At 62.0% G+C, this 13035-nt stretch carries 14 protein-coding genes; 9 read left to right on the forward strand and 5 right to left on the reverse strand.

What is annotated here, in order from left to right:
- Positions 1-57 precede the first annotated feature (57 nt).
- On the reverse strand, positions 58-582 hold the full coding sequence (locus tag V1292_RS28450; RefSeq protein ID WP_334375896.1) for a MarR family winged helix-turn-helix transcriptional regulator: 525 nt from the start codon (positions 580-582) through the stop codon (positions 58-60).
- Positions 583-765: 183 nt separating this feature from the next.
- Here V1292_RS28450 and V1292_RS28455 point away from each other — a divergent pair, with 183 nt between their 5' ends.
- The 5 genes from V1292_RS28455 (at position 766) to V1292_RS28475 (ending at position 3691) form a co-directional block, all read left to right on the forward strand.
- Complete coding sequence (locus V1292_RS28455) at positions 766-1455, forward strand: VOC family protein (protein ID WP_334375897.1); 690 nt, start codon at positions 766-768, stop codon at positions 1453-1455.
- A gap of 78 nt (positions 1456-1533) precedes the next feature.
- Positions 1534-1935, forward strand: a complete 402-nt coding sequence (locus V1292_RS28460) for a cupin domain-containing protein (RefSeq protein ID WP_334377194.1) — start codon at positions 1534-1536, stop codon at positions 1933-1935.
- 58 nt (positions 1936-1993) lie between these two features.
- Positions 1994-2458, forward strand: a complete 465-nt coding sequence (locus tag V1292_RS28465; protein WP_334375898.1) for an Rrf2 family transcriptional regulator — start codon at positions 1994-1996, stop codon at positions 2456-2458.
- Positions 2448-3149, forward strand: coding sequence for a class I SAM-dependent methyltransferase (locus V1292_RS28470; RefSeq protein WP_334375899.1), 702 nt, complete (start codon positions 2448-2450; stop codon positions 3147-3149). The genes V1292_RS28465 and V1292_RS28470 overlap by 11 nt, the downstream gene beginning before the upstream one ends.
- A 44-nt stretch (positions 3150-3193) precedes the next feature.
- Positions 3194-3691: a peptide deformylase gene (locus tag V1292_RS28475; RefSeq protein ID WP_334375900.1), complete on the forward strand. Its 498-nt coding sequence runs from the start codon at positions 3194-3196 to the stop codon at positions 3689-3691.
- 127 nt (positions 3692-3818) lie between these two features.
- Here the strand turns inward: V1292_RS28475 and V1292_RS28480 are convergent, their stop codons facing one another.
- Together V1292_RS28480 and V1292_RS28485 are read right to left on the reverse strand one after the other, a co-directional pair.
- The gene (locus tag V1292_RS28480; RefSeq protein ID WP_334375901.1) at positions 3819-5030 is read right to left on the reverse strand and encodes an MFS transporter; all 1212 of its coding nucleotides are present in this window, start codon (positions 5028-5030) and stop codon (positions 3819-3821) included.
- Between the two features lie 182 nt (positions 5031-5212).
- Entirely contained in the window at positions 5213-6661 is a 1449-nt protein-coding gene (locus tag V1292_RS28485) for a carotenoid oxygenase family protein (protein ID WP_334375902.1), read from the reverse strand.
- Between the two features lie 158 nt (positions 6662-6819).
- Here V1292_RS28485 and V1292_RS28490 point away from each other — a divergent pair, with 158 nt between their 5' ends.
- The 3 genes from V1292_RS28490 to V1292_RS28500 all read left to right on the forward strand — a co-directional run bounded on the left by V1292_RS28490 (position 6820) and on the right by V1292_RS28500 (position 8264).
- The gene (locus V1292_RS28490; RefSeq protein ID WP_334375903.1) at positions 6820-7254 is read left to right on the forward strand and encodes an antitoxin Xre/MbcA/ParS toxin-binding domain-containing protein; all 435 of its coding nucleotides are present in this window, start codon (positions 6820-6822) and stop codon (positions 7252-7254) included.
- A 2-nt stretch (positions 7255-7256) separates the two neighbouring features.
- Positions 7257-7733: an RES family NAD+ phosphorylase gene (locus V1292_RS28495; RefSeq protein ID WP_334375904.1), complete on the forward strand. Its 477-nt coding sequence runs from the start codon at positions 7257-7259 to the stop codon at positions 7731-7733.
- A gap of 138 nt (positions 7734-7871) precedes the next feature.
- Positions 7872-8264 carry a VOC family protein gene (locus tag V1292_RS28500; RefSeq protein WP_334375905.1) on the forward strand — a complete coding sequence of 131 codons (393 nt, stop codon included), beginning with the start codon at positions 7872-7874 and terminating at the stop codon, positions 8262-8264.
- 20 nt (positions 8265-8284) lie between these two features.
- Here V1292_RS28500 and V1292_RS28505 read toward each other — a convergent pair whose 3' ends face one another.
- Together V1292_RS28505 and V1292_RS28510 are read right to left on the reverse strand one after the other, a co-directional pair.
- A complete protein-coding gene (locus tag V1292_RS28505; protein WP_334375906.1) occupies positions 8285-11590 on the reverse strand; it encodes a DEAD/DEAH box helicase in 3306 nt (1101 codons plus the stop codon).
- A gap of 227 nt (positions 11591-11817) precedes the next feature.
- The gene (locus V1292_RS28510; protein ID WP_334375907.1) at positions 11818-12291 is read right to left on the reverse strand and encodes a VOC family protein; all 474 of its coding nucleotides are present in this window, start codon (positions 12289-12291) and stop codon (positions 11818-11820) included.
- 202 nt (positions 12292-12493) lie between these two features.
- Between V1292_RS28510 and V1292_RS28515 the strand changes: the two genes are divergently transcribed.
- Positions 12494-12841, forward strand: a complete 348-nt coding sequence (locus V1292_RS28515) for a hypothetical protein (protein WP_334375908.1) — start codon at positions 12494-12496, stop codon at positions 12839-12841.
- The last annotated feature ends 194 nt before the right edge of the window (positions 12842-13035 follow it).

A 13035-nucleotide genomic window follows, 5' to 3' on the forward strand; every position in this document is an offset into this window, starting at 1 on the left:
CCTCCCCTCACCTTCACGCGCCGCTGCAGTCCGATCGCATCGAAGCGCCAGCGCGCATCATTCCGCTTTCTCTGCCGTCGCCTTGATAAGATTGTCGCGGAGCGTGACGACGTTTTCCTGCAGCCGCACGAACTCGTCGGGCTTCAGTCCGGTTGAGGCCACGAGATTCATATGCATGCCCTTCTCGCGCAGCCGGCGGCCAGCCTCGGTCAGGCTGATGCGCACCTGCCGCTCGTCCGCGGGATCGCGCTGGCGGCGCAGATAGCCCATCTGCTCCAGCTTTTTCAGGATCGGCGTCAGCGTGTTGGATTCCAGGAACATCTTCTCGCCAAGCTCACTCACGGTCTGGCCCTCCTGCTCCCACAACGCCACGATCGCGATCCATTGCGGGTAGGTCAGGCCGAGTTCATCGAGGCCCTTTTTGTAGGCCCGCCCGAAGGCAAGGTTGGCCGAATAGATCGCAAAACACAGGAAATCGCCAAGCCGCCGGTCGCCTGCAGCCGGCTTCGGCTTCTGACTGGCCTTTGAATTATCTCTCGAATTGTCCCTGGAACCGGTCCGGGACCCGTCGCTCAGTTTCATGGAGGTCGTCCTTTTCGACACGAACATGTGAAGTCTCGCATCCATATATATCGCATCCGATTAAATCGGAAGGGTTGACACTGCGGACTTGAAGCGCTTTATATCGCATACGATCTTTTCGCACACGATACAAACCCGGTGCGCCGGAAACATTCCCGCCACCACAACATCGAGGAGAGAACCATGTCAGACCTCAAGGAACGCACCACTTCCACTGAGACCAAGGCCGCTTCGGCGGTCGACCTGAAGCTCGAAGTCATCGTCATCCCGGTTTCCGACGTTGAACGCGCCAAGCAGTTTTATGCAAACCTCGGCTGGCGGCTCGACGCCGATTTTGCCGGCCCTGACGACTACCGCGTGATCCAGTTCACGCCGCCCGGCTCCAACGCCTCGGTCATCTTCGGCAAGAACGTCACCCCTGCCACGCCCGGCTCCGCGCAGGGCCTCTATCTGATCGTCTCGGACATCGAGGCCGCTCGCAACGAGTTGCTCGGCCGCGGTGTTGCGATCAGTGAAGCGTTTCACGCCGGCGGCAACGTGCATGTCGGTTCGGATGAGCCCTATCTGTTCGGGCGGGTCCGGCTGAGCGGCCCGGATCCGGAACGCGGCAGCTACCGCTCCTATGCCTCGTTCAGCGATCCCGACGGCAATGGCTGGCTGCTGCAGGAAGTCACCGCGCGATTGCCCGGGCGCGTCGACGCTAACGCGACGGCCTTCAATTCGTCGGCTGATCTCGCGAGCGCGCTGCGCCGTGCGGCGGCTGCCCATGGCGAGTACGAGAAGCGCAATGGCGGCCAGCATGATGCGAACTGGCCAGACTGGTACGCCGAATACATCGTCCGCGAGCAGGCCGGCCAGCAGCAGGCGGCATGAGCAGGCGAAGCGATCACCGTCATCGGCGGCGAGCCCGCCGGCAACAGATCTCAAATTAAGGAGCTTAGCATGACCAGGATGAAGAACTTTCAAGTTGCGGCAATGGCGGCGCTTGTCGCCGGCGCCGTTCTGGCACCGTTCGGCGCGCAGGCGCAGCAGAATGGAGTCACGCGGACCGACCTGCAGCGGCACGATCTCAGCGCGCAGGGGCGCGAGGCCATCCAGGTCCGCGTCGACCTCGCCCCCGGCGTGGCCTTTGGCAAGCACACGCATCCGGGCGAGGAAGTGATCTATGTCCTCGAAGGCCAACTCGAATATCAGATCGAGGACAAGCCGCCCGTCACGCTGAAGGCCGGCGACGTGCTTTTCATTCCGGCCGGAACGGTGCATTCGGCCAGGAATCCCGGGAACGTCAAAGGCAGTGAACTCGCCACTTACATTGTCGAAAAGGGCAAACCTCTCCTCACGCTGGTGAAGTGACGGCTGCGGTCGTGAATGGACTTGACCTGCTCCCACATCATGCAATATCAGTTGTTACATGAAACGAGACAGTAGACTATCAGGCGTTCTCCACGTGCTGCTGCATATGGCCGAGCGGAAGGAGCCGGTGACTTCCGAAGTGCTTGCACGGGCCATGGACACCAATCCCGTGGTGATCCGGCGGATCATGTCCGGACTTCGCGATCGGGGCTATGTGCGGTCGGAGAAGGGCCATGGCGGCGGATGGACCCTCGCCCGCGATCTCGCGACGATATCGCTGCGGGATATCTATCAGGCGCTCGGCCAACCTTCGCTGTTCGCCGTGGGCAACAGAACCGAAGCACCCGGCTGTCTTGTCGAGCAGGCCGTGAATGCGGCGCTCGACCGGGCGTTCGACGAGGCGGAGGCGCTGTTGCTCTCCCGTCTTGCGGATGTGACGCTTGCGATGTTGAGCACCGATTTTCAGAAGCGCCTGGGCGATCGGCGCAACCGTCATCGTCTGGAGACCGCCCATGCATCATGACGCGGCCGCCAACGGCATGTTGGCTCACTTCTCCGATCCAGAGGCGGTCAGGCGATATGCGGATGGGCCGCCGCGCTTCGTGCCCGGCTTTGCGGACCTTCATCGCATGACCCGTATCCTGCTGACGGAGCAGGCTGCGCCAGACGCGCGGGTGCTGGTGCTCGGTGCAGGTGGCGGCCTGGAGTTGAAGGCATTGGCGGAGGCAGAGTTGCGCTGGAGGTTCGTTGGCGTCGACCCCGCCTCCGAGATGCTGAAGCTGGCCGAGCAGACGCTTGGGCCATTCAATGCGCGTGTGCAGTTGCAGCAGGGTTATATCGACGATGCGCCCGATGGGCCGTTCGATGCCGCCACCTGTCTGCTCACGCTGCATTTCCTGGATGTCGACGAACGGCGGCGGACGGCCAGGGAAATCCACCGCCGGCTCAGACCCGGAGCGCCGTTCGTGGCGGCCCATTCCAGTTTTCCGCAGCAGGACAGCCAGCGGGCGCGATGGCTATCGCGCTATGCCGCCTATGCAATCGCCTCCGGCGCCGATCCGAACCAGGCCAACACTGCACGTGCGGCTGTCGAGGCACGCTTGAACCTGCTCAGCCCGGAGCAGGATGCACAAATTCTGCGTGAGGCCGGATTCCGGGATGTGGAGTTGTTCTACGCCGCCTTTACCTGGCGCGGCTGGATTGCGTATGCGTGAAGCGTGGTAGTCGGTAAACTGATTCAGTTGTCCAACAACCAATCATGACCATCCGTCCGATTGTCCGATACCCCGATCCTCGGCTTGCGCTCCCGGCGCAGCCGGTGACGGTGTTTGACGACGCGCTGAGCGAGCTGGCGAGAGACCTGCTCGAGACGATGCACGCCGCGCCCGGCATCGGCATCACCGCATCCCATGTCGGCGTCTCCCTGCGGGTCGTGGTGCTCGACCTCGACCCCATCGACGGTGCACGGACCTACGTCAATCCCGAGATCATTTGGGCCTCGCCCGAAATGATCGTGCATCAGGAAGGCAGCGTCTCGATGCCGGGAGTTAGTGACGAAGTTCGGCGTCATGCGCGCGTTCGGATCAGCTATCACGACGTCGACGGCAATTCACACACCGAGGAATCCGATGGGCTCCGCGCCGTCTGCCATCAGCATGAGATCGATCAGCTCAATGGCCTGTTCTGGATTCAGCGCCTATCCCGCCTGAAGCGCGAGCGGTTGATCAAGCGTTTCGAGAAGATCTCGCGGGGCTGAGACTGTAAGAAACGCCGTCATTCCGGGGCTCGCGAAGCGAGAACCCGGAATCCATTTCTCGGCAGACCGTGCGGCCTAATGGATTCCGGGTTCGATGCTTCGCATCACCCCGGAATGACAAGGAGGTTTACGCCGGCACCGGCGCAGCGCGTGCCACCGGCATCGGCCGGAATGTAAGGATGATCAAGAACGCGCCGAGCCCCATGATCCACGAGCCGATATAAAGCCAGGCGTAGCTGGCAAACGTGTCGTAGATCAAACCGCCGGCCAAGGGTCCCGTCGCCATGCCGAGGCTGCCGGCCATCGCGGTGCCGCCGATCACGGTACCCATCATGCGCAGCGGAAAGTTTTCGCGCACGAGCACGGCATAGAGCGGCATGGTGCCGGCATAGATGAAGCCGAACAGCGCGGCCACCGTGTAGAACGCGGCGAGATCGCGCACGAAGACATAACCGAGTGCGCCGAACGCCTGCGCCAGCAAGCCAAAGACGAGCACGCGCTTGGCGCCAAAGCGATCGCCGAGCAGGCCGAAGGCGATACGGCCGCCCATCCCCGCCAGGCCTTCGATGCTGTAGATGGTGACGGCGGCGATCATCGGGATGCCGCAACTGATGGCGTAGCTCACGGTATGGATGATCGGGCCCGAATGCGTGGCGCAGCAGAAGAAATTCGTCAGCAGCAGGATGATGAATTGCGGCGAGCGCAGCGCTTGCGCCAGCGTCATGTCCGGTTCTGCCGGCGCGCTGGATGGCGCGGACGCCCCGCTCTCGAGCGCCGGCGCGCGGCGCACCAAAAGCGAAACCGGGATCATGATCGCGGCGACGACGAGCGCCACGATCTGCATCGAGGTGCGCCAGTCATGGTTCGAGACCAGCCAGGCGGCGAGCGGCGACATCGTCATCGGCGCCATCCCCATGCCGGCTGAGACCAGGGACACCGCAAGACTGCGATGGGTATCGAACCAGCCGGTCACGCAAGCCATCATCGGCGCGAAGATCGCAGCCGTGGCGCCGCCGACCATCAGCCCGAAGATGAACTGAAACACGACCAGCGAGGTCGCAAGGCTCGCCAGCCCCAGGCTCGCCGCGAGTACGACCGAGCCGGTCAGCACCACCGGCAGCGGCCCCAGCCGGTCGGACAAGGTGCCCCAGATCATGCTGGTGAAGGCCATTGCGAGAAAGCCGATCGTCATCGCGCTGGATACGCCGGTCACCGACCAGCCGGTATCCCGCGCGATCGGCTGCAAAAACACCGGCAGCGAAAACATGCCCCCGATCGCGACACAGCCAAGCAGGCCCCCGGCCGCGACGATCACCCAGCGATAGTGAGAATTGGTCATTCCTGATCTCCTGACAGCCTCTTCGGCTGAAAGACGAACGGAATGGGCCGGAGCCGACAGGCCGAGAGCCGCCGCAGCTCACTTTTTTGCGAGCAAGATGGATTCGTTCTGCGGATAGACGACGCCAACCAGCCTGTGGAGCCACCGGTCCCAGTACAAGGACTTATCGGGCCCCAAGCTTCTCAGCGGTGAGCATTTCGCAAGGTCAACCCGCCATTGCTGGACGGAAAGAAATTGCCGTGGAAGCCAAAGGGAATTTGGTGGGGGCACTCCGCTCGAGCGATCTCGGTCATGCGAGACGCATCGAGAACGAGGAGAAACGACCTGTCGTTCCGCCCGTCCAGAACGACCGAAAGCAACACGCCCTCAGCTTCGTTGCCCGCATCCGGCGCGGCGACGAAGACGGGCTCTCCCGGATAGCATCCGGGCTCCGCCCACACAGCGCACTCGCCCGTCTCCACGTCGATCCGGACAAGGCTGTCGAGGAAATTGCCCGGCTGTCGATTCCCCGTGCCCCAGACCACGCGGTAGGACTCTCCAGCGACCCTGCCATAGTCGACCCGCGGGAGTTCGATGGCGGTGGTGGTGATCTGATGCTTCTGCGCGGTGCGATCTGCGGCGCCGAGCGGGATGACATAGCGAGAGAGGGAGCCCACGGCATCGACCGGCTTGCCGGCGCGCAGACGCGAGAGGTAGAGCTGATCGATGATGCCGGGGTCGGGGTACGTGACGAGGTCGAGCACGAGCTCGCCGCCTCGCTCATAGGCGTTGACATGATGAAAGGCGAAGACCGCTTCGGCTTCCGCCGTGGCGATCCGTTGGCCACTGTCCTTCTCGACGACCTGGAAGCGCAGCCCGCGCTCCGGTTGCCACCGATAATTCTTGATGAAGGGCTCGCCTCTCAGGAGCAACCGCAAAGGGTTGACCACCAGCGGAAACTCCGCCAGGACGAGATAGCGCCTGGTCATCGCGAAACTATGCATGTACGCGGGCCGATCCACCGGCAAATCGGCGATCGTGGTTTCAGCGCCGTCCTCATCCGCCACGCGAAACAGCCGGTACCGACTTCGCCGGCCAAATTCCACCACATAACTGAACTGGCAGCGGCGGGTTGCGTCATGGTGCGGATGAGCAATCGAGATCTGGCCGCCGAGCTGCTTGCCGTATTCGTAATGTCCCAATGTTTGGAGAGTTTCGGAATCGAACCGCACCGGCAAGGTCGTTTCCGTGAGCGCCACCAACGATCCACCAAGAGCGTTGACGCTGACATTGCAATTGTCGGTCGACTTATCGAAGAATCTGGAGAGCACTCTGCCGAACAGCGTCCGACAGGGGTCGCTCGCGAACTCGCCGCGGCTCAAGCGGCCGGATCGTTGCTGTTCCCGATAGTTCGCCGAACGAATGAACCGGTTCGCATAGGAGACCTTGCCGTCGACGAAGGCAAACCGGTGCAGCATGGCGAGCCCGTCGAACCAGTGGTTCACGGTTTGCCTGCCGAGATCGAATTTCGCCGGCGCAGTGCGGAGCAACGCGCCCGACAGCCATGTCGGTACGGTGCCGACGACGGGAAGACTCTCGGCCGCAACCTCGCGGTCGAGATCAGCAAAGCCTTTGGCAAACATGGCGGTCATGACGTTATCCGGATCTACCGGCTAACGCACAGGCGCGCGATTTGGTCCCAGCCGGTTGTTGGCGAACACCTGGCGCTATTGGCGCGCCTCGCCTATGCGAGGCTTGACTAAGTCTCATCTGAGGCATACTTTTGTCTCATCTGATTTTGAGGTTCCCCGTGAGCCATCAAGCCGCGATCCTGGCCGGTCTGCTCGGCGTCAAGCCGAAGAACACAGAGACGACGCTTACCCTCGCCCGTTCCGTGGAGAAGGGCCTGCCGGTATCGGCGTTGGACAAATTCGCCGGCCGCGTATCCCCGCAGGACGTCCGTCACTTCACCTATCGTGTGGTGCCGAAGCCGACGCTGGAACGGCGCCGCAAGGAAAAGCAGCATCTGACGACCGAAGAGAGCGACCGGCTCGCGCGCGTCGCAAAAGTGTTCGCCTTCGGCCTCGAAGTGTTTCGCGACGAGGCCAAGGTGCGCGATTTTCTCAACCGGCCGCATCCGATGCTTGAAGGCAAGACCCCGCTCGAACTGGCCTTGGCGACCGGCCCCGGGGCGGACGCCGTCGTCAACCTGCTGGGGCGTACAGCCTATAGCGGCGGCGTCTAGGCGTGCCGAAGAGCAATCGTGTCCTGACATGCTATCGCCTCGGGGACCCGGACGGCGCTTACCCCGTGTACGATGCCGAGGGATCGCGCCTCTACCCTGGCCGGTGGAATACGCGTACCAGCCCGATGATCTACGCATCCGAGCACTATTCCACCGCCATGCTCGAGAAGCTGGTGCATGCCAATCTGGTGATGCCCGCCAACCAGCACTTCATCGAGATCACGATACCAAACGGCGTGTCGTATGAAGTTTTCCAAACTGCGGCGCATCCCGGCTGGGATTCGCGAAACGAGACTATCTGCAAGAGCTTCGGCCAGAAATGGTGCGAGGAGAAGCGTTCGGCGCTCCTGATCGTCCCCTCAATCCCGGCGCGGCTGGAGCGCAACTTTCTGATCAACCCGGCTCACCCCGATGCCAAGAACATCGCGCACACCCTGCCCGAGCCGGTGTGGTGGGATCAGCGGCTTTATGGGCGGTAACTAGTCCGATCGGCGAATACGCTACGCTATTTCACCCTGCTTGCTATCGTTTCATCGATGGAACGATACAACCTGCGCCCCAGTTAACCAGCTCCACGTCGCGAGAGCGATGAAGCTGTTCCAGCCTGGGAGATCGCCATGGCCATCCACTTCAATCATACGATTCTTTCGACCCACGATAGCAAGGCATCGGCAACATTCCTGGCCGAGATGCTGGGTCTGCCCGCCCCACGGAAGTGGGGGCCGTTTTATATGGTCACCACTGAAAACGGCGCCAACCTCGACTACATGGATGTCGACGGCGACATTGCTCCGCAGCACTATGCATTTCTGACCAGCGAAAGCGAGTTTGACGAGATCCTCGGCCGCGTCCGGGAACGGCAGCTTCCCTACTGGGCCGACCCCGGACGGACGCAACCGGGCAAGATCAACCACCACGACGGCGGGCGTGGCATCTACTTCAAGGAGAAGAACGGGCATCTTCTTGAAATTATTACCCGCGAGTACGGTAGCGGCGGCTGGAATCCCTGACGCGCCCTTCGCCTACGTGCTCAATCCTCGAACAATGCCCGCACGTCCTCTTCCGTGAGGGCTGATGCGATCCGTCCGTCGCGATCGAACAGGCTGTCGGCCAAGGCACGCTTCCGTTCCTTGAGCTCTTCCATTTTCTCTTCGACGGTGCCGGCCGCCACCAGCCGGTAGACAAAAACCGCCTTGTCCTGCCCGATGCGGTGGGCACGATCGATCGCCTGTTCCTCGACGGCGGGATTCCACCAGGGGTCAAAGATGATCACCGTATCCGCCGCCGTCAAGTTGAGGCCGACGCCGCCGGCCTTCAGGCTGACCAGGAAGACGTCGTTCGTCCCGTTCTGAAAACCGTCGATCGCGCGCTTGCGATCCTTGGTCTCTCCAGTCAACACGCCATAGCGCACGCGTTCCGCGTCCAGGCGCTTTCGAACCAGGTCGAGCATGGAGGTAAATTGCGAGAAGACGATGATCTTCCGGCCCTCGCTCAGCAGCTCCAGCACCATTTCCATCAATCGGTCGAGCTTGGCCGACGGCCGCGCGACACTGTCGTCGAGCTTCAGCAGGGAGGGATCGCAACAGACCTGCCGCATTCTCAGCAACGCTTCGAGCACGACGATGTGGCTTTTGGCCAGACCGCGCTGCTGGATTGCCTTGCGAACCTTTTCTGACATCGACAGGCGGATCGCATCGTAGAGATCGCGCTGGCTCCCCTCCAGGACGATCCGCTCAACGATTTCGCTCTTGGCAGGCAGCTCCGCCGCCACCTCCGCCTTGGTCCGGCGCAGCAGAAACGGCCTGACCCGCCGGGCCAGCGCGGCCGCACGGACCTTGTCGGCGCGCTTCTCGATCGGAGTCCGCCACTGACGGGAAAAGCCGGCCTTGTCGCCGAGAAAGCCGGGGTTGGCGAAACTCATAATCGACCAGAGTTCGCCAAGATGATTTTCCATCGGCGTCCCCGTCAGACAGAAGCGGTGCCGCGCCTTGACGTCGCGCAGCCATCGGGTGGTCGCAGCGTCAGGATTCTTGATCGTTTGCGCTTCGTCCAGCACCACCATGTGCCAATCGCGAGACAACAGGACCTCCCGGTCGCGCGCGATCAGCGGATAGGTGGTCAGCACCACATCATGCTCGGGAATGGCCGCAAAGCTGTGCTTGCGATCGGAACCATGCAGCACCAGGACTTTCAGGTCAGGCGCGAATTTCTGCGCTTCGTTGAACCAGTTGGTCATCAGGCTGGTCGGTGCGACGATCAGCGCCGGTTGTGTGAGAGCCCCGCGCGCCTTTTCCAGCGCAAGAAGGGCCAGGATCTGCACGGTCTTGCCGAGCCCCATATCGTCGGCCAGCACGCCGCCGAGATCGCTTTCGCGGAGCAGATCGAGCCAGGCCACGCCTTGCGCCTGATAGGGCCGAAGTCCGGCGCGAAAGCTCTCCGGCAGGCGCGGATCGCTCAAGCCATGGGCTTGAACCAGACCGGCGAGACGACGAAGATTGTCAGCGCCCCGGAAGACGAATTTGTCGTTCTCAACCCCGAGCAGCGGCACGACGTCTGCTCGTGACAGCTTCAGCTTCCCCGAACCGTCTGGGGAAATCCCGCTCAGGTTCAGACCATGTAGCGCCAATATCAGCGGAAGGAAGCGATCGGCAGCCAACGAAACATGGCGACCGTCCGCAAGCGGCAGATAGAAATGATCGCCGCTTTCGGCGAGCTGTTTGATCAGATCGGGAGTGAAGTCCGACCTCGACACCAGCGCGGCCAGCATCGGCGCAAGATCGCGCCGCTCCCCGTCAATTTCGATTCCGAGCGCGAGTTCGAACCAGTCGATGCTGCTGGATTCCAGTTCCGCATCGAAGTCGCCCGATGCTGCCAGCCGATGGGGAAAGTCGTCATCGATATGGATCTCGAAACCCTGCGCCCGCAGTTCAGCCGCCTCAAGGTTGAGAAAATCGAGCCAGTCATAGGGCTCGTCGAGCGTCAGGTCACGGGCATGGCGGGAATCGAGAAAGGGAAACTTCGCCCTCGCCTCGACGAAACCGAGATCGGTCAGGCGTCTGCGTGCCTCTTTCTCCTTCGGCTGACGGCGCTTGATCGCGTAGACCTGTCCGGCGTGGAATGCCTCCACCCGGCTCGCCCGTTCCGACAGGTCGATCTCGATCGGGCCGTAGCGGAAGCCGAGATGAGCGACCGCGACCTGGCCACTGTTTGCTCGCGCCTCGCGGTAGTAGAAGGAGATCTCGCTCATCCGACCCTGTTGCAGGCGCAATACCGGGACCGGTTGCTCGTCGATCTGCACCGCGGCCGCAGGCGTCGCCGGCAACAGGCCGTGATGACGTTCCGGCAGACGCTGGCCGAGACGCCGCGACACTTCCATGACCTGGGCGCGCGGAATCTCCGGCGCCGACAAGAGCTGGCGGGCAAGCCGTGGCGGCAAGCTCAGTTCCACCGGTCCTATGGTCGCGGCGGACTCATCCACATAGACTGGCGGCTCGGCATTGAGCGCAATCGTTCCCGGCACGAGAAGGCAGGGAGCAACACCGCGCTTGCTGGCCTGGCGCCATTCGATCCGACCCTCGCGCTTGTCTCCCCATCGCAGCGGCAGTCGCTTATGGTCGAGCCAATAGGCGCGACCCGTCGCGACGATCCGCTGCAATAGCTCGCCCGAAAGCGGCCGTTGGCCGTAGTAAACTCCTCGAGACGTAGCCGAAATCTGACTTAAGATATCGATGTCGCTGTCGCGGTAATATTTCGGTGCCCGCTCGGGTGCAAAATCGGACACGCTGGGTTGGGAGTAGTTGCCGCCGAAATCACCGCCTTTCAGCACCCTGACCGAGAGCAGCGATACGGCCAGAAGCGGGGTCTGTACGCCCTCGCGGGAGGGATGCAGACGATAAAGCAGCCGCTGGTTCAGTTCGGCGGGATAATCGTCGCCGCGCACCGCGTTGCCGACATTCTCAAGCCAGCTATTGACTTCGTAGCCCAGCACGGGCGGCAGGGTTGCCGCAGCTTGCTCGATCGCCGTGGAACCGACCGATAACGGCTTCCCGCTGGTGGCTTCGAGCAGGGTTGCTGCCACATGCTTGCAATTGAAGGACATCGGACAGCTACATTCGCCGTCGAGGTCAGTGAGCCGGTCGCCGCTGAATTCAAGTTGAATATCGACGCGATACTCGTTTGATGCGCTTCCACGCACCTTGGCACGAAGGTGCGTCAGGTCTTCGCTGACCTCCAGTTCCTTGACGCGCCCTTGCGCTTGATAGACGTGCGCCTTCTCAAAAGCCGAACGGCTGAAGTAGTCATACAAGTCCTTGCGCTTCAGCAGATTCGAAAGCACGCAATGAAATTCCACGTCATGAGCAATTGGCTAGATAAGAGGATGGTTCGACGTGAGCAAGCTCATAAGCCCTAATCGCACTCGATCGTCCCCGGCGGTTCAACGTCATACACGGCCGGGCTCACAACCCCTGGTTGAGTTGTCAATCCTACCAGAAGAACCACCAGTCGGTCGGTTTGCCGGGCCGCCGTCCAGAGTTTGAAAGTGCTCACGATTTCTTGAAGCCATCACCCCGCCGCCGCCCGTTCGATCTCCGCGATATCGATCTTCTTCATCGTCATCATACTGTCCATCGCGCGCCTGGCGGCATCGCGATCGGGTCCGTTGAAAATCTCGAGCATCCGCTTGGGAATGATCTGCCAGGAAAAACCCCAACGGTCCTTGCACCAACCGCACGGCCCTTCCTGGCCCCCATTGGTGATGATCGCATTCCAATAGCGGTCGGTATCCTCCTGGCTGTCGGTCTGGACCATAAAGCTCACCGCCTCGTTCGGCTTGTAGTTGGGTCCGCCGTTGAGCCCCAGGAAGCGCCGGCCGAGCACGGCGAACTCGACCGTCAGTTCCTCGCCCTGCCCTACGCCCGGCTTGGCGGATGCATGGCCTGCGCCGACACGGCTATCGGGAAAGGTCGCGGCGTAAAACTCCGCCGCCTCACGTGCTCTGCCCTGATCGAACCACAGGCATGTTACAAGCTCGGCCATCGCAATCTCCTATCAAGAACTCGCGCCGTCGACTGGCTTCGAGGGTAGCGCCCTGGCCTCCACGCCATCGCCACCGGCGAAGCGAGCGTCCCCCGCATTAAGCTTACGCCTTAACCAATAATTAATTATGGCTTTGCGGGCACGAAAGGCTCAGCTTAGCGTTTTGGCAATGCTGCTCAGTAACCTACGATGGGTGAGTGCCATGACCTATAAAACGACGTTGATCGCGTCTCTCAGTGCCGTCGCGCTTGTCCTTGCCGCGGGCGAGGCATCTGCCGATCCGGGCGTCGCGCGGGGCGCAGGTGTTGCGCCGTCGCGTCCGGCTTTCCCGGCATTCCCCAAATCGGGGCACCATCACCATCATCGGGGCGTAAGCGGTTTCTGGCCGGCCGGCGGCGTCGTCTATGGTCTGTCGGATGAGGTCGACCGACCGGTCGTCGTGGAGACTCCGCCTCTCAAAACATCGGACGATATCCGCTTCACGTGCGTGTACGATATTCCCTGGGATTACGTCCATCGATGTCCGCAGTTCACCACGCCTCGGCAATAGTTTGAGAGCATCTGTGTGGACGCTGCTCCGCAATGCAGCCTAGGGCTGACGGCGGCGCGCAAACTACAAATGTTGTGTGTACCAATGAGACCAGCGCCCGGTTCTGATCGAATCAGAGCCGGGCTTTAGATTCTGGTTCAGGCTTTCGCTGCATGTCCGGGCCTGCTCCGGCCGTGCGCCCTCGTCGCATGCCC

The sequence above is a fragment of the Bradyrhizobium sp. AZCC 1719 genome (assembly GCF_036924525.1).
Taxonomy (GTDB): domain Bacteria; phylum Pseudomonadota; class Alphaproteobacteria; order Rhizobiales; family Xanthobacteraceae; genus Bradyrhizobium.

Coding starts and splice junctions, on each gene's coding strand:
- V1292_RS28450 (WP_334375896.1), bottom strand. CDS start 582: ATGAAACTGAGCGACGGGTCCCGGACCGGTTCCAGGGACAATTCGAGA.
- V1292_RS28455 (WP_334375897.1), top strand. CDS start 766: ATGTCAGACCTCAAGGAACGCACCACTTCCACTGAGACCAAGGCCGCT.
- V1292_RS28460 (WP_334377194.1), top strand. CDS start 1,534: ATGAAGAACTTTCAAGTTGCGGCAATGGCGGCGCTTGTCGCCGGCGCC.
- V1292_RS28465 (WP_334375898.1), top strand. CDS start 1,994: ATGAAACGAGACAGTAGACTATCAGGCGTTCTCCACGTGCTGCTGCAT.
- V1292_RS28470 (WP_334375899.1), top strand. CDS start 2,448: ATGCATCATGACGCGGCCGCCAACGGCATGTTGGCTCACTTCTCCGAT.
- V1292_RS28475 (WP_334375900.1), top strand. CDS start 3,194: ATGACCATCCGTCCGATTGTCCGATACCCCGATCCTCGGCTTGCGCTC.
- V1292_RS28480 (WP_334375901.1), bottom strand. CDS start 5,030: ATGACCAATTCTCACTATCGCTGGGTGATCGTCGCGGCCGGGGGCCTG.
- V1292_RS28485 (WP_334375902.1), bottom strand. CDS start 6,661: ATGACCGCCATGTTTGCCAAAGGCTTTGCTGATCTCGACCGCGAGGTT.
- V1292_RS28500 (WP_334375905.1), top strand. CDS start 7,872: ATGGCCATCCACTTCAATCATACGATTCTTTCGACCCACGATAGCAAG.
- V1292_RS28510 (WP_334375907.1), bottom strand. CDS start 12,291: ATGGCCGAGCTTGTAACATGCCTGTGGTTCGATCAGGGCAGAGCACGT.
- V1292_RS28515 (WP_334375908.1), top strand. CDS start 12,494: ATGACCTATAAAACGACGTTGATCGCGTCTCTCAGTGCCGTCGCGCTT.